Raw genomic sequence first — 18378 nt, 5'->3', positions numbered from 1 at the left:
TTGGCAAACCTACGTACTCCCATGTTTTCTGCCCCAACCAAAACCCTTTCCTACTGCCTTTACGCTGTTCTGCTGGCCCTTTTGGCGTTGTCTACCTGGTCGTGTAAAAAGGAAAAACCGGTGCACCATACCGTGGTCTTCAAACCCACCAATATTGAGCCCGAAGACACCATCAAATACCCCAATGCCCTTATCACGGCCCTAAACAGAAAAAACAAATGGGTGGATTCTGTCTTCCAAAGGATGAGCCCAGATGAGCGCATCACCCAGCTCATGATGATTGAGGTCTTCTCCAACCAAGGCCCCAAGCACGAAGAAGACGTCCTGAACCTAGTTAAGCGCTACAAAGTGGGCGGTTTGATTTTCTTTCAGGGCGGGCCGGTACGGCAGGCCAAGCTCACCAACAAACTACAGGCCGCCTCCAAAGTACCCATGCTCATTGGCATGGACGCCGAAAGCGGCGTGGGCATGCGCATGGACAGCGCCATGCAATACCCGCTGCCCATGTTGCTGGGGGCCATCAACAATGACAGCTTGATTTACCGCATGGGCGCCGAGATGGCCTATGAATTCAAGCGGTTGGGCATGCATCTGAACTTCGCGCCGGTGGTGGACGTGAACAACAACCCCCAGAACCCCATTATCTCATATAGGGCCTTTGGGGAAAACAAGGAGGACGTGAGTTCTAAGAGTCTGGCGCAGATGCTGGGCATGCAGGACAACGGCATCATTGCCACTGCCAAGCATTTTCCCGGCCACGGTGACACCAACGTTGACTCGCACCATGACCTGCCCATCATCCCCTACGGCCGAGATCGGCTGGATTCTCTGGAGTTGTACCCATTCAGGCATTTAATCCAGAGCGGCGTGGGCGGCATGATGGTAGGCCATATTCACATGCCCAAGCTAGACTCCACCGCCAACCTGCCGGCCTCTTTGTCTAAGCCTATCGTGACCAATCTGCTGCGCAAGGAACTAGATTTTGCCGGCCTTATCTTCACAGATGCCATGGTCATGAAAGGCGTGACCAAATACTTTAAACCCGGCGAGGCCGAAGTGATGGCTCTAGAGGCGGGCAACGACGTGATTGAACGTCTGGTGAGCGTACCCAAGGCGCTGGCCGCCATCAAACAAGCCATCCGGCAGGGACGGCTGAGCCAGAAAGACATTGACCGGAAATGCAAGAAGGTGCTGGCCGCCAAGCATTGGGTGGGCCTGAACAAATACCAACCCGTAGAGTTAGACAGCCTCTACCAGGACCTGAACCGGTCCAGAGCACATGAAACCCTACGCCGCCTAGCCGAAGGCTCCCTGACCCTGCTCAAAAACAAGAAGCACCAAATACCGGTGGAACATAAGAAGCGCCGAAGCATTGCCAGCCTGGCGGTAGGCGCCACCAGCAGCACCGTGTTTCAGGAGCGAATAAAGCGGCAGTTGGCGGTCAAAGAGTTTTTCTTGCCGCGCAAGAGTAATCCCAAATATATCAAACAGCTCAGGAAAGACCTGCTCAAACATGACCTCATCATCCTCAGCATTTATGGCCCCAGCATTAGGCCTAGCAACAGCTTGGGCTTGGGCCCTGAGGACCGGGCACTCATCAATGAACTGGCCAGAAAAAAACGCAGCGTGGTGGTACTTTTTGACAATGCCTATACCTTAGACCACTTTCAGGATATTCATCAGGCTACTTCCATTTTGGTAGGGTACCAGCAACTGCCCGCCATCCAAGTAGCGGCGGCCTCTTTGGTACTGGGCAGGTTAGAACCCGCCGGCAAGTTGCCCGTCACCGTGAACAAGCATTTCAAATACGGGAAGGGACTTTAGTTTTGGCTTGATTTCCAGAAATTAGCCTAAAAACGGTCTTGAATAGTTACCTTGGTCTGGGTAGGCTTGGATTTCTGATTTGCGTAAAAAGTGAGAGGCAAGGCACCGACAACATGAAGAGATACTCTAGAAATTGGTTTTGGATCTGCGCTTGGGTTTTGCTACTGGGAGCAGCGTCCTGCAAACAGAACAAGGCCTTGGTCATGCAGTCTCCCACGCGCGCCTACCAAACCAAACATGTGGTGGTGCTGGTGATAGATGGCGTGCGGTTCTCAGATACCTGGGGAGATTCTGACCGTTCCTTCATCCCTAACATGGCTCAGCGCTTGGCCCCGCAGGGGGTTTTTCATCCAAAGTTTTACAACCAAGGCAAGACATTAACCAATCCCGGCCATGTGGCGCTTACCACAGGCAATTACCAATACCTGAGCAACAACGGCTCTCAAATTCCTAATCATCCATCGGTCTTCCATTATTACCTGCAGCACACCAAAGAACCTGCCACGCAAGCCTGGATCATTACCAGCAAAGACAAATTGGAGATTCTGGCCAAAACCGAGTCTACTGAACCAGCCGCCCAGTTTGCGCCTTCCACCAATTGCGGCAACAACGGACTTGGTACAGGCTATAGAGAAGATGCAGTCACGTTGCGCAAGGCCAAGGAGATTCTGACAATGCACCATCCTAAGCTAGTGCTCATTAACTTAAAGGAACCAGACAGCCAGGCGCACGCCGAGCAATGGGTAGGGTATTTGAAAGCCATTAGGCAAAGTGACACCTATGCCTATGATCTATGGAAGTGGCTGCAACAGGATTCTGTCTACAAAAACAACACTACCCTCATCATCACCAATGACCACGGCCGGCACAACGGGAACGGCTATAATGAGCACGGTGACCTATGCGAAGGCTGTAGACATATAAGTTTGCTGATGCTGGGGCCCGATGTCAAGCAAGGCTTTACGCCTACCATTGCCCGGTCTCAAGTAGACGTAGCCGCCACCATCGCTGAACTGCTCAACTTCCCCATTCCCAAACGGGACGGCGAGCCCATGCTGGAACTATTGCGTGAGAAGGTCAAACCGGAGTAACGGTGTTTTCATTGATGGGCTCAAAGGACCGGACGGTTTTCTGACGCAAGTCAGCGGCTTCTTTTTCCTCCAGAGATTTCTTGGCACCCATTAACCTGGAAAAAGCCGTGACGTTGGTGAACACCGCCAGAATAGCCAATGGGAACGTGAACACAGACATGGTCTCAAACACGGAGAACGGTACGCCCGGAATGTACAGCTTAAAATCCCCGAACAGATAGGACGTCAAGCCGCAGAACATTCCGGCAAGGGCAATCACGACCACGCGTTCTGGCCGCTGGAAGAAACCGCCTTTGCATTCTATGCCCAGGCCTTCGGCGCGGGCGCGGGTGTAGCTCACCATCATAGACCCAATCAAGGCCACAAACGCGAACAGAGAACTCAGGAAATAATCATGGGCGATGAGGTAATAGCAGATGCCCAAAAACATGACCAGTTCTGAATAACGGTCTAAGACAGAATCAAACAGCGCCCCGAAGGTAGAACCCATATTGCCCATGCGTGCCACCTGCCCGTCCAGCATGTCAAACAAACCAGCCATCATAATCAGAAACCCAGCCCAGCCCACATACGCGTAGTTGGCCCGGTTCTCGTCTTCGGCGGCGATGATGAAGAGCACGGCCACCCCAATGTTCATAATAAAGCCCGTCATGGTTACGGCGTTGGGCGTAAAACCCAGTTTAATCAACAACCGCACAAAGGGATTGACAATGTAGTAGATGCCCTGCTGTAAAAATCGTTTCCAGGCTTTTTCCTCAGTGCTCATACGTCTTGGGTTCTTGTTAAAACGGTGGTAAATAATGCAATAGACAGAAGCCAACTCTATCTAAAAACGAATTTCTTCTGCAAGTGGTAATTGTAGCCTACGCCCACAAAAATAGTGGTGACCACCTTTGAAATAACATACACTAGTCCTGTATACTGGGTAAGCAGATACACCCCCGCGGCATTCAGCAACATGCTCCCCAGCCAAACCATGATGTACTTAGCTGCCTGCGCTCTGGCACTCTTGCCTTCCGGCTGAAACACCCATTTTCTATTGACCGTAAAATTAAACAGCCCGCCAGAAATGGTGCCCACCATGGTGCCCAGCACATACCAGAAGCCCAAAGTCTCAACCACTACAATGGTCACCAGAAAGTCTATTCCGGTGGCAATCATGGCAGCTGTTTGTGCTTTCAGGAAAGTGAGCATACTAGAACAAATTAAAATAAAGCACCGCCTGCACCACCAAATTGGCATAGATGCCCGCCAGCACGTCATCTAACATCACGCCCCAACCACCTTTCACTTGTTCTGCTTTTCTAATAAAGAGCGGCTTGGCAATGTCAAAAAACCGGAAAAGCACCAGCGCCGCGAGTAAATAGGGCCAGGTCAGCGGCACCGCGATTAAACTAATGCACATACCCGCCACCTCGTCAATCACCACTTTCTTATCATCCTTGCCCCAGAAGGGCTCTACCTGGTTGGCTGACCAGATGCCCAACAGCGTCACGAACAGAGTGACTAAGAATTGAAAAAGCACTACCTCATTTCCGTTGGCTTGCACCGCATACCAGACCAGACAAGTAACCACGGCCGCCACCGTACCGCCGCCCTTGCCCAGATAGCCTATGCCCAGCGTAGAAGAAATGAGGTAGTGCGCTTTTATCATTTACAGAGACTCTACCAGATCCTGGTAATAATCCAGACCCAGGTGCGTGATTAGATCTTCGCCCATCATGTGGCGCAAGGTGTTCTGCAGTTTCATGAGCTGCTTAAAGATGTCATGCTCGGGCGCTAGGCCTTCGGCGGTCTGTGGTGACTTGTAATAGAAAGACAGCCACTCCTGAATGCCGCTCATGTTGGCGCGTTGGGCCAAATCAGAAAACAAGGCCAGGTCAAGTACCAGCGGCGCGGCCAAAATGGAGTCACGGCACAGGAAGTTGATCTTGATCTGCATCTGGTAGCCCAACCACCCGAAGATGTCAATGTTGTCCCAGCTTTCTTTGTTGTCACCGTGCGGTGGATAGTAGTTGATGCGCACCTTATGGTACATATCTCCATACAGTTCTGGGTTAGACTCCGGCCGGAAAATCTCATCCAAAACGCTCAGTTTGGAGACTTCCTTGGTTTTGAAGTTGTCTGGGTCATCCAGCACATAGCCATCGCGGTTGCCCAGAATGTTAGAGGAGAACCAGCCCCTCACGCCCAAGGCTCTGGCGTGCAGACCCGGCGCCAGGATGGTTTTCATCAAGGTCTGACCGGTTTTGAAGTCCTTACCCGAGATAGGCACCTCTTGCTCTTTGGAATAGTCTACCAACGCTGGAATGTCACAAGACAGATTAGGAGCGCCATTGGCGAAAGGCACACCCATTTTAATGGCCGCGTAGGCGTAAATCATGCTGGGCGCAATGTTGGGATCGTTGTTCAACAGCCCTTCTTCAAATGCCTCAATGGTCTCATGCGAAGCACTCTGCTCAATGTATTTCTCTGTAGAGCCGCACCACACCATCACCAAACGGTCACAGCCGTTGTCTTCTTTAAAGCTGCGGATGTCCTCCATCAAGGCCTCTGCCAGCTCCATCTTGTTGGCGCCCTCTTTGACGTGCGTGCCGTCCAGGTTTTTGGCGTAAGACTTGTCAAAGACCGCTTTCATGGGCTTAAGGGCCTCCAACTCTGGTTTTACGGCGAGCAGCAACATGGGCTCCAGCACCTTGGCGTTCACCGCGGCTTCAAACACGTTGTCGGCGTACACGTCCCAGCCCCCAAACACGATGTCTTCTAGGTTGGCCAAGGGCACAAAGTCCTTGATGAGGGGATGACGGCCTTCGGTGCGTTTGCCCAACCGTATTCTGCCCATCTGCGTGAGCGACCCAATGGGTTGAGAGATGCCTTTTTTCACGGCCTCTACCCCGGCAATCAAGGTGGTGGCAACGGCGCCCAAGCCCGGGATGAGGATGCCTAGCTTGCCTTCGGCTTTTTTCACTTCATATTCCATAGTATTCTATCTGCTTAATAAGGTGAATTCTATTGCTAATGAGATAACTGCTCTGCCCTGGGCCGGTTATGTTACAACCGCTTAAGGGTTTAACGGTTTACAAGACTCCTTAAAAATATAGTATTTCCTTAATAAGTAAAGCCAATGGCCTAAATAAATGCGTACTATTTCCTGAAAGAATACCGTGAATGGACTTTCCGACTTGGACCCAGCCCCGAGATAGAGGAAGAAGGATATGCCGTTCTCATTTCCTAACAATCCCAATACCGCACAAAAAAAGGGAGCGTTTTTGGTCTGCTTTCTAGAAAACAGGCCAAAAACGTTCCCCGCTTAAAACTAGGGTTTAGTTTTAATTTATCGCACGTCTTTCAACGTCACTTTCAAAATGTTACCGGCATCGTTTTTCCCTTCATTGGAGATGTACAAGTCCCCCGACGGACTGAAGGCAATCCCTTCTGGCTTGTAGAACTCAGACTTGCTTAAGGCAAAGCGGTTCTTGATTTTACCGTCCTGGTGCAGAATGAACAACTGCGGATTGGACGCCTCTGTGAGGTAAATATCACCGCTCACCGGGTGGATGGCAATCTCTGAGGGCTGCCACACTTTGCTCAAGCTCTTCTGCTTTTTCTGGAACAGCAGCGGGTCTTTCAAGTCCAGCTTAAACACCGGGTCCTTGGACAGTTTCTTAGAACTTAAGTCAAAAGCATACACGCCTTTGTAGGTGGCGCTGTTGGCTTCCTGTCCTTTAATGGCCAGCAGCAAGCGGTTATTTTTCTGGTCATACCCTAACCCTTCTACGTTGTGCTCTGAGGTCAATACACTAGGAAACTCAGTGACCTGGTTTTGCGAGGTATGGATGTTGGTCACCTCAAACAACTGCCCGTCACTGCGCACCACGTAGGCGTTGTTGCCCACTAGGGCAATGCCCTCGTAGTCGCCCGCTGCGGCAAAGGTAATCTGGCGGTCAATGGTCCCGGTTTGGGTGTTGTACAAGAAAATTACGCCGGCCTCATCCTGCACGCAGGCAAACTGGTTATTGCCCAGATACACAATCCCGGACACTTCGCGGAGAATCTCGGGCACGTCCCATTTCTGGGCGATGGCTACTGCCGGCGATGCTGCCTCTACCGCGCCCTTCTTTCCTTTTTTACCGTTGTCATTGCCTCTGGCGTCTGCCTGCAAGGCGTCACAGCCAAACAAGGAAGTGCTCAGCACTACTCCCAACAACATTCCTTTTATAGTTTTCATAGCTTTTTAGTTTAACGGTGGATTTGAAAATCGGCCCAATATGTGAGCCAAGTTCTACTCTCATTTATAAAGTTAAGGCTTCCGTTTTTGGCTTCTTTCCTTTGAAACAAGCCAAAAACGAAAACTCAGTTTCTTACTTAGTCCCAGAACGTCTCAGGGCTGGTGGCTCCCTGGGCGGTGTAAACTTGCTTGAGTTCGCTCATGGGTTTCTGCAACTCCACTTGATAGAAAACCTGGCCATTGCGTTCCACCTTTTCAGCGTCATCTAGGGTATACTCCTGGTGGCTGGTCTGGATTTGTTGGGTGATGGGCGCAGGCAACTGGCTCGCGTCAATCTCCTGCTTTACGGCCATCACCTTACCGGTAGCGTCCACCAGGGCGGCGTACTCCTGTTGGTTTACGTCAAACTCGGCTTCAAACAAATTACCACTCTTTTCCCATTCCAGGTTTGCTGCGTTGGGAAACTGGGTTTTCAGGCCGTTTTGAACCACCGAGGGCATATTGCCCATGCTTATTTTCTGGCTACAGCCTGTTAAGAGTGTACCGGCCGCCAACATAGATATCCAAAGAGCTTTCATAGTCATTTTGCTTTAATGAAACATGATAATGACTCAAAGATCAGGGGCAAAACAGGAAACAATTGGGAATTTCACCCCAAATTCAGAAAAAACATATAATTTTTTCTTTCTGACGGTAATGGGATGAGCAGAGAAAGCAGATGAATGACGAAACCGTTTTCGGGCTGATTTCAGGAAAACAGCCTAAAAACGGATTCAACCTATTCTTATTTAAAGGAGATGTGCAGCATGTGCTTTTGCTCGAATTGATAGCGTACGGTAAACCCATACAGGTCGCAGATGGCTTTGACAACGGCCAGTCCCAGTCCGGTAGACGTATTGGCGGTACTGCCTTTGTAAAACCGCAGGAACAGCTGGTCTGGGTCCAGCGCAGCGTCCGGGCCAGAGTTCTCCATAGTCAGAGAAGTGGCGGTGAGCCTTACATGGACAAAGCCGCCCGGCACATTGTGCACCAGCGCATTCTTCACCAGGTTTACGACCAGCATATTGGCCAAGTCTGGGTTCATGGTGACTGGACAGTCCTCCAGTTCCTCTTCTACTGATAGGTACTTGTATTCAAGTTGGTCCTCAAAATCTTGCAGCACGCTCTGCACCGTTTCCTTCAGGTTTACTTCCCCTTCTTCAGCAAACTGTCGGTTTTCAATCTTGGAAAGCAGGAGCAAGGATTTGTTCAGGCGGGTGAGGCGCTCCAGGTTCTGGAGGATGCCGCCAATCTGCTCTAGTTCCCTTTCCTGAAGATTGGGGCTCTCAGCGAGCAACTCCAGTTTGTTCAGGGAGATGGCCAAGGGCGTCTGCAACTCATGCGAGGCGTTTTCAATAAAGCTTTTCTGGCTTTGGTACACGGTCAGGTTCTTCTGCAACAGCTTCTCCACGGTCTGGCCCAGCAAGGCAAACTCTTCAATGTTAGATTTAGGCGAAGTAAAGGGCTGTGAACCATCCAACCTAAATTTTTTAATGCGCGCCAACAGGGTATAAAATGGTTTCCAGATACGCTTGAGCAGGATGTTGTTGAGTAAAAGCAAGGTGGCCAGCAAACCCAGGTACAGCCACAACAGGGAATACAGCAGGTCCTCAATGAGGTCATCTTCCTCTACCATGGAGGTGATGAGCCGCATCTCATAGTACCGTCCGCCTTGCCCGAACACCGTAGTCAACAACCTTACCGGCTCATAGTCCTTCTCATTCTGCATGTACATGAGCGTGTCCTGGTACAGGTCTTTGTGTTGCTGGGCCCAGGCTGCCGTCACAGGCCTGATTTTGTAATAGCCTTCCTCAAAGTCTGTCTGCTGCAAAACGGTACTGTCCTGCCGTGCTTTTTGCATGACCAGGATTTTCTGGTTCTCCAGGCCGTCGTCTATGCTGTCATAGATTTCGTCTAGCATGTTGTAGTAGAAAATACCGGCCCACGCCGTTAATACCACTAACAGAATAGCAGCGAAATAGGCCGTTACATGGTTGAGCAGCTTCATGACATGACCAGTTTATAGCCTATGCCGTAGATGGCCTGCACCTCTACCTGAGCGCGGGCGTCCTTCAATTTCTTGCGCAGGTTCTTGATTTGGGAGTAGATGAACTCATAGTTGTCGGCTTGGTCAATGCTGTCGCCCCAGACGTGCTCCGCTAGGGCAGTTTTGCTCACCAGCCGGTCTTTGTTGGTAACCAGGTACAGCAGGATGTCATACTCTTTCCTGTTGAGAGTTAGCTCCTGCCCGTCTACCCAAATTTGGTGCTTGTCTAGGTCAATCTGCAGGTTCTCCAGTTGTTGCTGGTTCTGGCCTTCAAACTTCCTTCTCCTGAGCACAGATTTAACGCGCGCATGCAGTTCTGCCAGATGGAAAGGCTTGGGCAGGTAATCATCGGCGCCCAGTTCCAGACCCTGCACCTTGTCTTCAATGGAGTTCTTAGCCGAGACGATGATGACGCTGTCTGTCTTTTGCTGTTTTTTGAGCTCTTCCAGCAGGTCCAGGCCGCTGCCACCGGGGAGCATGATGTCCAGCAAAATGCAGTCGTAAGCATAAACACCAATCTTCTCCAGCGCCTGGTCATAGGTTTGGGCGGTCTCCACCACGTAGAGTTCCTGTTCCAGAGAACGGACCATATTTTCCAGCATGTCTGGCTCGTCTTCAATGACCAGGATTTTCATAGGCGCACAGGTTTCTGTGCAAGTACGTGCCAGAACCTGGAAAGAGTTGGGAATTTTAAGATGAAGAGAAAATAAGAAAGGAGATGACATCGTTTTTGGCTTCCTTTCTAGAAAAAAGGCCAAAAATGAAATCAATCAAGAACGGGAGACTTTGCCCTTGGCTTCCCAGTGACTGTTTTTGACGGTGAGGCCGTCTGCCTCTAGAATCAGTCTCCGCACATAGCGTTCGCCTTGGATGCTGCCGTCTACGTTGCGCTTTCCAATGAAAAGGGTTTTGGCGTGACCGTTGGCGTCAGTGATGATGGTCAAATCCTTGCCAGAAAAACTGTCCTGAAGTGTGGCGTTCGGCTCCAAGGCCTTGCTCAGTTTGGCTTCCAGCTTAGGATTCAGAGGCATGGGGACTGGCGGTTATTGTTCGGTGTAGGATTGCAGAATGGCCAGGGCTTCGGTCTCATTGGCCTCCACCACCTCATCTATGACGGTCTGGATTTCGGGTTCTGACCAACGGGCGTCCTCGGCGGCTTTTACAAACACGCCCAGGGCCACAAACCGGCCGCCTTCCAGAGGGAGAATCGCTTTTACTTTCTTTCGGATGTTCATGGAATGAAATTTCGTTTTGGCCTATTTCCCAGAAAACAGACTAGAATCAGAGGACAATCCTTTAGACTCCTGCACCCAGTTGAGGGCTTCGGACATGGTCTGGAAATACTCTACCGTGGCTTGGATGTGGGGCCGTATCTTGGCAATCATGCTACTGATGGCCATCTGGTTAAAGATGTCATCTGACACCACAATGGCAAATTTACGCACCCCCAGCAACTGGAACTGCGGAAACCAGGTAGCCACGGTCCATTCCTGATCTGCCTGCCGGATGACCTTCATGTCTTTGGTGTCCAGAATCCAGAAAAGATGACCTGCCTGTCTGGAGGTTTTAAGGGCCTCTAGCATGCCTTCATGGTACACTTCACTAGAAACAAAACCACGCCAATGAAGCGTCAGGCTTCTGCGGGCATCATTGGTATCTATGGTATACGTGGCTAGTGGTTCTTCCATTTGGACTTCAAGCGTCATTCAGTTTCTGCCAGAGTAGGCAAAACGGATTTCCTCACCCCCTAATACCTAATTGCAGGTTTATAGTTTTGTAAGGAATCAATAAACTAATTGAACTCTGTTTACAAGTATAACATTCTGCCGCAACTTGCACAAGAAAGCCCCGCTTTATAGGCGGGGCTTTTCAAAATTATCTAAACATGTTTTTGAGCTTGCTCAGTTTAGTGGCCATGTCCTCTTCTTCTGCGGGCTCTTCTTTGCGCGCGGCGGCTCTCGGTTTTCCGGCTCCTCCAGTAGGTCTGGCGGCTTGCGGGTCACCTTTCATGGAAAGGGCTATGCGCTTGCGGCTCACCTCCACCTCTAGCACCGTCACTTCCACGCGCTGACCCACTTTCACAACCTCGTGCGGGTTGCTCACGAAGCGGTCTGACAGGTGGCTTACGTGTACTAATCCGTCCTGGTGCACCCCAATGTCCACGAACGCCCCAAACGCGGTGATGTTGGTGATGATGCCCGGTAGCTTCATGCCCTGGCGCAGATCCTTCATCTCGTTTACGCCTTCGGTGAAGCTAAAGGCCTCATAGCTTTCGCGCGGGTCACGGCCAGGTTTGGCCAGCTCACTTAAGATGTCTTGGAGAGTAGGCAGACCAACGGTCTCAGAAACGTATTTCTTGAGGTCAATCTGCTTGCGAAGTTCTGCGTTCTTCAACAAGTCCTCCACAGTAGCACCTAGGTCCTTGGCCATTTGCTCTACCAAGGCGTAACGCTCTGGGTGCACGGCACTGCCGTCCAATGGATGCTTACCACCCCGTATGCGCAGGAACCCGGCCGCCTGTTCAAAGGCTTTGTCTCCCAGGCGGGCTACTTTACGCAATTCATTGCGGGTTTTGAAGGGTCCATTCTGGTTGCGGTAGTCTACAATGTTCTGGGCCAACTGCGGTCCTAAGCCTGACACGTAGGTTAAGAGTTGCTTGCTGGCGGTGTTTACTTCCACGCCCACGGCGTTCACGCAGCTCATCACCACGTCATCCAGGCTGTGCTTTAAGGCGTTCTGGTCTACATCATGCTGGTACTGCCCTACGCCAATGGATTTTGGGTCTAGTTTTACTAATTCCGCCAAGGGGTCCATTAAACGGCGACCGATGGAAACGGCCCCGCGCACGGTGATGTCCTGGTCTGGGAACTCCTCGCGCGCTACGTCTGAGGCCGAGTAGATGGAGGCACCGCTTTCGTTTACCATCACCACGGCAATTTCTTTGGGCAAGCCCAGTTTCTGCACGAAGGTCTCGGTCTCGCGGCTGGCGGTTCCGTTACCTATGGCAATGGCTTCAATCTGGTATCTGGCGCACATGGCCATTACCTGATGCCCGGCCGTGGTGGCTTGTCCGGCGCCGTTGTGCGGGAAGATGGCCTCATAATGCAACAGCTTGCCTTGCTCATCCAGGGCCACTACTTTACAACCGGTTCTAAAGCCTGGGTCAATGGCCAACACGCGTTTCTGGCCCAGCGGCGCAGACAAAAGCATAGGACGCAAGTTATCCGCGAATACGCGGATGGCTTCCTCGTCGGCGCGTTTCTTAGAAGACATACGCACTTCGGTTTCCATGCTTAAACGTAGCATGCGCTTGTAGCTTTCGCGTATGGCGAGTTTCACCTGCTCGGCGGCGGCGTTATGGCCTTTTACAAACTGGTCTTCCAGGATGTTGATAGCCGCTTCTTCCTCGGGCTGCGCGTCCAGCATGAGCACCATTTCCTTTTCGCCGCGGCGCATGGCCAGGATGCGGTGGCTGGGGGCTTTTCCAATGGGTTCTTCCCACTCAAAGTAGTCCTTGAACTTCTGGCCTTCCTCCTCTTTACCCGGCACTACGCGCGCCTTGAACACGCCTTTCTTCTCGAACAAGGTCCGGATGTTGGCGCGGGCCTCTGGGTTTTCGTTCACCCATTCGGCAATGATGTCACGGGCACCGGCTAAGGCTTCCTCGGTGGATTTTACTTCTTTTTCTTCGCTTACAAAACCGGCGGCTTCAGCGGCCACGTCTACGTTGGCTTGCTCAAACAAGGTAAGGGCCAGCGGCTCCAGGCCTTTCTCACGGGCAATGGTGGCGCGGGTACGGCGCTTGGGTTTGTAAGGCAGGTAAATATCTTCCAGCACGGCCATGGTGTCGGCGGCCAAGACCTGGGCTTCTAGTTCTGGGGTGAGTTTCTCTTGGTCCCTGAGTGACTTGAGAATACTTTCGCGGCGTTTGTCCAGTTCTCTCAACTGCTCTATGCGGTCCCGGATGGAGGCAATGGCCACTTCGTCCAAACTGCCGGTCACTTCTTTTCGGTAACGGGCCACGAAGGGCACCGTAGCGCCCTCATCCAACAACTGAACCGTAGCTTGTACCTGGCGCTCACTCACTTGCAGCTCTGCCGCAATCTTCTTGAAATGGATTTCTGACATGGGGAATACAAATCGTTCTAAACTAGGTAAAGCAGGCGTTCTGCGCACTTTACAGACTTCAAAGTTAACGCTTAATTAGCACAAACCACAGCCCATACCAAGCTATGAATGCAACTGGCAGTCTCTCAGATTGGCTTGGTTTTTGTATCTTTGGCTAGTCTAGAAACGGAACTATTTGATTGGCTGCGCGCCTTGTACAAACACCTGACCGTTTGTGTTTTAGATTATTAAACGCTATCCCTTATGAAGAAACTGTTTTTACTGGCCGCCTTGGTGGTAGCTTCTTACACTGCCTCGGCGCAAGCCCCGGCCACTACGCCAGAAGCCCGCGCCAAAGCCATGACCAGCTCTATGCGCCAACATTTAGGTTTGACCGGTGCCCAGGTGGTGAAGATTGAGGAAATCAACCTGCGGGCCATTCAACAATTGGAACAAGCTAAAAAAGACTTGAAAGGCGACCCCAGAAAGCTGAAAGCCATGATGGACCAGATCAGCAATACTCGCCTAATGGCCCTGAAAGAGCAGATGACGCAACCGCAGTTCTTAAAATACCAGCAGCAACGCGAAAAGAAAATGGGTCTCTCTACTGAACCCGGTGCCGCTCCTGGCGGAGCACCCGGCATGAAGAGCAGCGCGTATGACAATAGCAACTAAGCCAATTGCATAGACCACCGTTTTTGGCTTCTTTTACCAGAAACAGCCTAAAAACAGAAAAGCCCCGCTCAAGAGCGGGGCTTTTCTGTTTTATGAAGTGGTTGTGTTATATCATTTCCAGTAATCCAAGCACCAGGAACACTACCCCCACAATGGCGACAATAGAACCTAATAAACCTAGGTGAGGAAGGATACCAATCAAGACACCCGCCAGAATCAAAATCAAACCGATTTTGATGTAGCCGTTAACAGCATTGGCTTTCTTGCCGCTTTTGGCATCGCGCTTGATCTTAGAAGCCACTTTCATGAACTTCTTGTTAGACGAAGCCGCTTCTACCGTCTTGTTCATGTCTACAGGAGCAGAAGCTGTGGCAGCCGCCACCGCTGACGTTGTTAAAGGAGCCGTTCTGGCTACAGTTCTTGAAGCAACTGGCGTAACCACGCTTGCCTCTAACGGCAGCGAAGCTACTGTAGACACGGGAGCGCTGGTTGCAGGAGTTTCGGCTTGCGCGACTGTGATTACCTTTTCTGTAGTAGCAGATTTAATATAGGCAGGCTTAGAAGCTACCGTGTAATCAAAGTATTGGCCAGAGCTACAACCAATCATGAACTGGCTGGCTACACTGCAAACTACTAAAGAGAGTAAAGATTTAAATTTCATAGTGAAAGGGATTAAGAATGTTATGGTGCAAATTTAGCAGGATTACGTAGTCTTACGCAGATGATGAAGAATAAGTATTTAGATTCGCAGTTAGTACGTGAGCCCTAACGTCTGGTTCTGTGAATATGGTATAAATAATTTTGACGTTAGATAATTCCTAGCATTCGGCAAGACTGACTAAACCGTCTTAGGCCAGTCCACACCTCGTTCAACTACTAATATCTAAAACCCCGCGTGCGCAAAATCATCCATATAGACATGGACGCCTTCTTCGCCTCTGTAGAGCAGCGGGACAACCCGGCATTGCGCGGCAAACCCGTGGCGGTGGGTGGAACCAAGGCACGGGGCGTGGTAGCCGCGGCCAGTTATGAGGCCCGGCAGTTTGGGGTGTATTCTGCCATGCCCAGTTCCATCGCCTTCCGCAAATGTCCTACGTTGATTATGGTGCCCACGCGGTTTGAGGTCTATCAACAGGTGTCCAGGCAGATACGCGAGGTCTTTCTACGCTACACAGATTTGGTGGAACCGCTTTCCCTGGATGAGGCCTATTTGGATGTGACGGAGAACAAGTTCGGGCTGAAGTCTGCCATGTACATTGCCCTGCGCATTAAACAGGAGATTTTGGAAGCCACCCAATTGACGGCTTCGGCGGGCGTATCTTTCAATAAGTTTCTGGCCAAGGTGGCCTCTGGCACCAATAAACCAGACGGCATCACGGTTATCACCCCAGACCAGGCCGAAGCGTTTGTAGAGGCCCTGCCCATTGAGAAATTCTATGGCATAGGCGATGTGACCGCGGCCAAAATGAAACAACTAGGCATACACACCGGCGCCGACCTGAAAGCCCGCTCTGAGGTGGACTTGCGTCGGCACTTCGGGAAGTCGGGTACTTACTTCTACCAGATTGCCCGCGCCCAGGATGACCGACTGGTTGAGCCCAACCGTATCAGGAAAAGCATCGGTTCGGAGCGCACCTTCGGCCAAGACCTGGAAACCGAAGAAGAGATGTTGCCCGAGTTAAGACGCATTGCGGAAGAGGTGGCCTATGACCTGCACCGCTTGGAGGCCTCGGGCAAAACCGTCACACTCAAGCTCAAGTACCATGACTTCACCTTGAACACCCGCAGCAAAACTTTCTTCTCCAACGTCCGCACCGAAGACGTCCTCCTAGACATTGCCGCCGAACTGCTGCACTCTCCCGCCTTTCCCGCCAAACCCATCCGGCTGCTGGGCATTACCGTGTCTAACCTGAGCTACGGTCAACAGCAAACCGGCCAGCTGTCGTTTCCTTTTTAATTGTTGATTGCTGATTGTTGGATGCTAGCTAGAAGGACTATCACATCAAAATCATTCTCCTTTTTGTCATCCTGAAAGGACCTTGTGGGCGAACTAGACAGGCGTTTGATTAAGTGCTATTACTTTCTCCTTTGGAGAGACCAGGCACTGCCTTGTCTCCCACGCATTTCCATCTTCTTCTCAATCTACCTTCTGATGTAAACACCCCTCTTCGCTCCCCTCAAGGGGAGAATCTGCGTTTACTTTAGCGCCTCTGCAGCTTGCCCACAAGGTCCTTTCAGGATGACAAAAATGGAATGAATCCTCATTTTCCATTTTTTGCCTATTTTCACCAAAACAAGCCAAAAACGCCATGGAAGCCCAACCAGACTACATTGCCCAGAACAGACATGCCTGGAACCTGAGAACGGGTGTCCACAAAGACTCTGCGTTTTATGACGTAGAAGCTTTTAAGAAGGGAAAAACCAGTTTAAACCCGCTGGAGTTAGAGGCTTTAGGCGATGTTAAAGGCAAGAAGCTGCTGCACCTGCAATGTCATTTTGGGCAGGACACGCTCTCTTGGGCAAGATTGGGCGCCAAGGCCACGGGCGTAGATTTGTCAGACGCGGCCATTGAACTGGCGCAGCAGTTAAACCAGCAACTGGGCCTGGACGCTGAGTTTGTCTGCTGTAACGTCTATGACCTGCCACAACACCTGCAAGGCGAGTATGATATAGTGTTCACTTCGTACGGCACCATTGGTTGGTTGCCAGATTTGGATAAATGGGCTGAAGTAATAAACCATTTCCTGAAGCCCGGCGGCACGTTTTTCATAGCAGAGTTTCACCCCGCGGTCTGGATGTTTGACAACAACTTCAGTTATATTCAATACCCGTACTTTAACACCGGCGGCCCAATCATTGAAGAATCAACCGGCACCTACACCGACCGGGACGCGCCTATCCAATACACAGAATACTCCTGGAACCACGCCTTGAGCGAAGTTATGACAGCTTTACTCAAACAAGGTCTGCAGTTGGTGGAATTTAAAGAACTGCCTTATTCTTACTATAACTGTTTTGCCAACATGGAGCAGGGCACAGACGGGTTTTGGCGCATCAAAGGCATGGACGAGAAACTGCCCATGATGTATTCTTTGAACATGGTGAAGGTTTAATTCCTTATAGCTTATGCGTTGTAAGTATTCAAATGCATTTTCCCTTTAAACACGAAGGCCTTGCTTTAACCAGTAAAGCAGGGCCTTCGTGTTTGTTAAGCAATCATAGCTACCTAGAAAATCTCGTGCAATTCTCTTTTCAGGAACTGGAGGGCTTGGGCGGTGGGGTCAATGTCATTATGCAGGACGTTTTCCAAGACGCGCTTGGCCAGGTCGGTGCCGCGGCTGTTCTCGGGTAGGGCCTGGTAGTTCTGGTTAATCATGGTCACCACGTCTTCCTTCGCCTTCTTCACTTGTTGCCAGGCCGCCTCGCTCATGTACAGTTGCTGGGACAGGTTATGGGTATATTCGGCTCTAATCTCCTGTGACAGTTGAGCCTGGAACTCAGGGGCCGTCATGCCCGAAGGGCTCACGCGAATGAGCAGATTGCTGGGCGTGATGCGCTCTAAAAACAAAATCACGCGCTCATAGGCCTGCAGCCTGATGGGAAGGATGACGTCGCTGTTCTTCAGGCGAATCTCCAGGAGGCGCTTACGGTAATCGCGCTCCATGTACCTCTGGGTGAGCAGGTACATGCCGCCGCCTACTAATAAGGCTGGAATGAGGCTTAGGGCAAGAAGCAACAGCAAGGATGAGGTATCTAAAGTCATAGATTTGGCGAAGGTTTGTGGTGTAAATATCGTTAAAAAACGAAGAACGTTTTACTGAATCATTTTACCGGTTTTCAGGTTACTTATAGTATAGCGCTGATTTATAAAAACAGCCTAGTTTTTAGTACCTTTGCCACGCATAAGCCAATTTACTATGGAAAGCACAACTGTAAAAACAGCTCCTATTTCACTCACCGAACGCGCATTGGCAGAGGTGAAAGTGATTTTGAAAGATAAGAACGTTCCGGCCGAGTACGGTCTCCGGATTGGGGTACAAGGCGGCGGTTGCTCAGGCATGTCGTACTTGCTGGGTTTTGACAAGCCCAAAGACGCCGACGAGATTTTCCAGCTGGACGGTGTTCAGTTAATCATGGACAAGAAGCACGCTATGTATGTGCTAGGCATGGAGGTAGACTTCCAGGACGGCTTGAACGCCCGCGGATTTGTCTTCAATAACCCTCAAGCCAAAAGCACCTGCGGTTGCGGAAGCTCCTTCTCTGCATAACATTCCTTTCTTTTATAGTCAAAAGGCCTGCTCTATGAGCAGGCCTTTTGTTTTTGGGCTGTTTTCTGGAAATCAGGCTAAAAACGACAACTTGACTAC

Annotated in this window: 20 protein-coding genes; 6 read left to right on the top strand and 14 right to left on the bottom strand. The window is 50.9% G+C overall.

The genetic code is table 11. The features are described from left to right. Positions 1 to 21: 21 nt before the first annotated feature. Together TH61_RS11620 and TH61_RS11615 are read left to right on the top strand one after the other, a co-directional pair. Positions 22 to 1824 carry a glycoside hydrolase family 3 N-terminal domain-containing protein gene (locus TH61_RS11620; protein ID WP_066509377.1) on the top strand — a complete coding sequence of 601 codons (1803 nt, stop codon included), beginning with the start codon at positions 22 to 24 and terminating at the stop codon, positions 1822 to 1824. Between the two features lie 203 nt (positions 1825 to 2027). Further along, entirely contained in the window at positions 2028 to 2915 is an 888-nt protein-coding gene (locus TH61_RS11615) for an alkaline phosphatase family protein (protein ID WP_197464034.1), read from the top strand. Here the strand turns inward: TH61_RS11615 and TH61_RS11610 are convergent. The 12 genes from TH61_RS11610 to TH61_RS11555 all read right to left on the bottom strand — a co-directional run bounded on the left by TH61_RS11610 (position 2902) and on the right by TH61_RS11555 (position 13357). Beyond that, positions 2902 to 3681 (bottom strand): CDP-alcohol phosphatidyltransferase family protein, encoded by a 780-nt coding sequence (locus tag TH61_RS11610; protein WP_066509371.1) that lies wholly within the window; start codon positions 3679 to 3681, stop codon positions 2902 to 2904. The genes TH61_RS11615 and TH61_RS11610 overlap by 14 nt on opposite strands. A gap of 56 nt (positions 3682 to 3737) precedes the next feature. Beyond that, a complete protein-coding gene (locus TH61_RS11605; protein ID WP_197464033.1) occupies positions 3738 to 4109 on the bottom strand; it encodes a GtrA family protein in 372 nt (123 codons plus the stop codon). Position 4110: 1 nt separating this feature from the next. Next, a complete protein-coding gene (locus tag TH61_RS11600; RefSeq protein ID WP_066509359.1) occupies positions 4111 to 4569 on the bottom strand; it encodes a phosphatidylglycerophosphatase A in 459 nt (152 codons plus the stop codon). Beyond that, on the bottom strand, positions 4570 to 5895 hold the full coding sequence (locus TH61_RS11595) for an inositol-3-phosphate synthase (RefSeq protein ID WP_066509357.1): 1326 nt from the start codon (positions 5893 to 5895) through the stop codon (positions 4570 to 4572). It abuts the gene before it with no gap. Positions 5896 to 6249: 354 nt separating this feature from the next. Then, the gene (locus TH61_RS11590; protein ID WP_082780362.1) at positions 6250 to 7143 is read right to left on the bottom strand and encodes an SdiA-regulated domain-containing protein; all 894 of its coding nucleotides are present in this window, start codon (positions 7141 to 7143) and stop codon (positions 6250 to 6252) included. A gap of 137 nt (positions 7144 to 7280) precedes the next feature. Further along, positions 7281 to 7721 carry a PepSY-like domain-containing protein gene (locus tag TH61_RS11585; RefSeq protein WP_157600695.1) on the bottom strand — a complete coding sequence of 147 codons (441 nt, stop codon included), beginning with the start codon at positions 7719 to 7721 and terminating at the stop codon, positions 7281 to 7283. A 206-nt stretch (positions 7722 to 7927) separates the two neighbouring features. Beyond that, entirely contained in the window at positions 7928 to 9190 is a 1263-nt protein-coding gene (locus TH61_RS11580) for a HAMP domain-containing sensor histidine kinase (protein ID WP_066509348.1), read from the bottom strand. Next, positions 9187 to 9864, bottom strand: coding sequence for a response regulator transcription factor (locus TH61_RS11575; protein WP_066509345.1), 678 nt, complete (start codon positions 9862 to 9864; stop codon positions 9187 to 9189). Before TH61_RS11575 ends, TH61_RS11580 begins: the two co-directional genes overlap by 4 nt. Positions 9865 to 9999: 135 nt before the next feature. Beyond that, the gene (locus tag TH61_RS11570; protein ID WP_066509343.1) at positions 10000 to 10260 is read right to left on the bottom strand and encodes a hypothetical protein; all 261 of its coding nucleotides are present in this window, start codon (positions 10258 to 10260) and stop codon (positions 10000 to 10002) included. A gap of 12 nt (positions 10261 to 10272) precedes the next feature. After that, positions 10273 to 10464, bottom strand: a complete 192-nt coding sequence (locus TH61_RS11565; protein WP_066509340.1) for a hypothetical protein — start codon at positions 10462 to 10464, stop codon at positions 10273 to 10275. 21 nt (positions 10465 to 10485) lie between these two features. Next, positions 10486 to 10935: an STAS/SEC14 domain-containing protein gene (locus TH61_RS11560; protein WP_066509337.1), complete on the bottom strand. Its 450-nt coding sequence runs from the start codon at positions 10933 to 10935 to the stop codon at positions 10486 to 10488. Between the two features lie 169 nt (positions 10936 to 11104). Then, entirely contained in the window at positions 11105 to 13357 is a 2253-nt protein-coding gene (locus TH61_RS11555; RefSeq protein ID WP_066509334.1) for a Tex family protein, read from the bottom strand. A 243-nt stretch (positions 13358 to 13600) separates the two neighbouring features. Here TH61_RS11555 and TH61_RS11550 point away from each other — a divergent pair, with 243 nt between their 5' ends. Next, positions 13601 to 14011 (top strand): hypothetical protein, encoded by a 411-nt coding sequence (locus TH61_RS11550; protein ID WP_066509329.1) that lies wholly within the window; start codon positions 13601 to 13603, stop codon positions 14009 to 14011. A gap of 106 nt (positions 14012 to 14117) precedes the next feature. Here the strand turns inward: TH61_RS11550 and TH61_RS11545 are convergent, their stop codons facing one another. Then, on the bottom strand, positions 14118 to 14672 hold the full coding sequence (locus TH61_RS11545; RefSeq protein ID WP_157600694.1) for a hypothetical protein: 555 nt from the start codon (positions 14670 to 14672) through the stop codon (positions 14118 to 14120). A 258-nt stretch (positions 14673 to 14930) separates the two neighbouring features. Between TH61_RS11545 and dinB the strand changes: the two genes are divergently transcribed. Further along, a complete protein-coding gene (gene dinB, locus TH61_RS11540) occupies positions 14931 to 15968 on the top strand; it encodes a DNA polymerase IV (RefSeq protein WP_066509324.1) in 1038 nt (345 codons plus the stop codon). A gap of 352 nt (positions 15969 to 16320) precedes the next feature. Beyond that, complete coding sequence (locus TH61_RS11535) at positions 16321 to 17124, top strand: class I SAM-dependent methyltransferase (RefSeq protein ID WP_066509322.1); 804 nt, start codon at positions 16321 to 16323, stop codon at positions 17122 to 17124. A gap of 113 nt (positions 17125 to 17237) precedes the next feature. Here TH61_RS11535 and TH61_RS11530 read toward each other — a convergent pair whose 3' ends face one another. Next, positions 17238 to 17774: a hypothetical protein gene (locus tag TH61_RS11530; protein ID WP_066509319.1), complete on the bottom strand. Its 537-nt coding sequence runs from the start codon at positions 17772 to 17774 to the stop codon at positions 17238 to 17240. A 154-nt stretch (positions 17775 to 17928) separates the two neighbouring features. Here TH61_RS11530 and TH61_RS11525 point away from each other — a divergent pair, with 154 nt between their 5' ends. Further along, a complete protein-coding gene (locus TH61_RS11525; RefSeq protein ID WP_066509309.1) occupies positions 17929 to 18279 on the top strand; it encodes an iron-sulfur cluster assembly accessory protein in 351 nt (116 codons plus the stop codon). Positions 18280 to 18378: the final 99 nt, after the last annotated feature.

The organism is Rufibacter sp. DG15C (assembly GCF_001577755.1).
In the GTDB taxonomy this organism is placed as follows: Bacteria; Bacteroidota; Bacteroidia; order Cytophagales; family Hymenobacteraceae; genus Nibribacter.
This window is presented reverse-complemented; position numbering and strand designations above follow the sequence as displayed.

What these genes read in the sequence shown, in the direction of transcription:
- TH61_RS11620 (WP_066509377.1), top strand. Translation starts at nt 22, where the DNA reads ATGTTTTCTGCCCCAACCAAAACCCTTTCCTACTGCCTTTACGCTGTT.
- TH61_RS11615 (WP_197464034.1), top strand. Translation starts at nt 2,028, where the DNA reads ATGCAGTCTCCCACGCGCGCCTACCAAACCAAACATGTGGTGGTGCTG.
- TH61_RS11610 (WP_066509371.1), bottom strand. Translation starts at nt 3,681, where the DNA reads ATGAGCACTGAGGAAAAAGCCTGGAAACGATTTTTACAGCAGGGCATC.
- TH61_RS11605 (WP_197464033.1), bottom strand. Translation starts at nt 4,109, where the DNA reads ATGCTCACTTTCCTGAAAGCACAAACAGCTGCCATGATTGCCACCGGA.
- TH61_RS11600 (WP_066509359.1), bottom strand. Translation starts at nt 4,569, where the DNA reads ATGATAAAAGCGCACTACCTCATTTCTTCTACGCTGGGCATAGGCTAT.
- TH61_RS11595 (WP_066509357.1), bottom strand. Translation starts at nt 5,895, where the DNA reads ATGGAATATGAAGTGAAAAAAGCCGAAGGCAAGCTAGGCATCCTCATC.
- TH61_RS11590 (WP_082780362.1), bottom strand. Translation starts at nt 7,143, where the DNA reads ATGAAAACTATAAAAGGAATGTTGTTGGGAGTAGTGCTGAGCACTTCC.
- TH61_RS11585 (WP_157600695.1), bottom strand. Translation starts at nt 7,721, where the DNA reads ATGAAAGCTCTTTGGATATCTATGTTGGCGGCCGGTACACTCTTAACA.
- TH61_RS11580 (WP_066509348.1), bottom strand. Translation starts at nt 9,190, where the DNA reads ATGAAGCTGCTCAACCATGTAACGGCCTATTTCGCTGCTATTCTGTTA.
- TH61_RS11575 (WP_066509345.1), bottom strand. Translation starts at nt 9,864, where the DNA reads ATGAAAATCCTGGTCATTGAAGACGAGCCAGACATGCTGGAAAATATG.
- TH61_RS11570 (WP_066509343.1), bottom strand. Translation starts at nt 10,260, where the DNA reads ATGCCTCTGAATCCTAAGCTGGAAGCCAAACTGAGCAAGGCCTTGGAG.
- TH61_RS11565 (WP_066509340.1), bottom strand. Translation starts at nt 10,464, where the DNA reads ATGAACATCCGAAAGAAAGTAAAAGCGATTCTCCCTCTGGAAGGCGGC.
- TH61_RS11560 (WP_066509337.1), bottom strand. Translation starts at nt 10,935, where the DNA reads ATGACGCTTGAAGTCCAAATGGAAGAACCACTAGCCACGTATACCATA.
- TH61_RS11555 (WP_066509334.1), bottom strand. Translation starts at nt 13,357, where the DNA reads ATGTCAGAAATCCATTTCAAGAAGATTGCGGCAGAGCTGCAAGTGAGT.
- TH61_RS11550 (WP_066509329.1), top strand. Translation starts at nt 13,601, where the DNA reads ATGAAGAAACTGTTTTTACTGGCCGCCTTGGTGGTAGCTTCTTACACT.
- TH61_RS11545 (WP_157600694.1), bottom strand. Translation starts at nt 14,672, where the DNA reads ATGAAATTTAAATCTTTACTCTCTTTAGTAGTTTGCAGTGTAGCCAGC.
- dinB (WP_066509324.1), top strand. Translation starts at nt 14,931, where the DNA reads ATGGACGCCTTCTTCGCCTCTGTAGAGCAGCGGGACAACCCGGCATTG.
- TH61_RS11535 (WP_066509322.1), top strand. Translation starts at nt 16,321, where the DNA reads ATGGAAGCCCAACCAGACTACATTGCCCAGAACAGACATGCCTGGAAC.
- TH61_RS11530 (WP_066509319.1), bottom strand. Translation starts at nt 17,774, where the DNA reads ATGACTTTAGATACCTCATCCTTGCTGTTGCTTCTTGCCCTAAGCCTC.
- TH61_RS11525 (WP_066509309.1), top strand. Translation starts at nt 17,929, where the DNA reads ATGGAAAGCACAACTGTAAAAACAGCTCCTATTTCACTCACCGAACGC.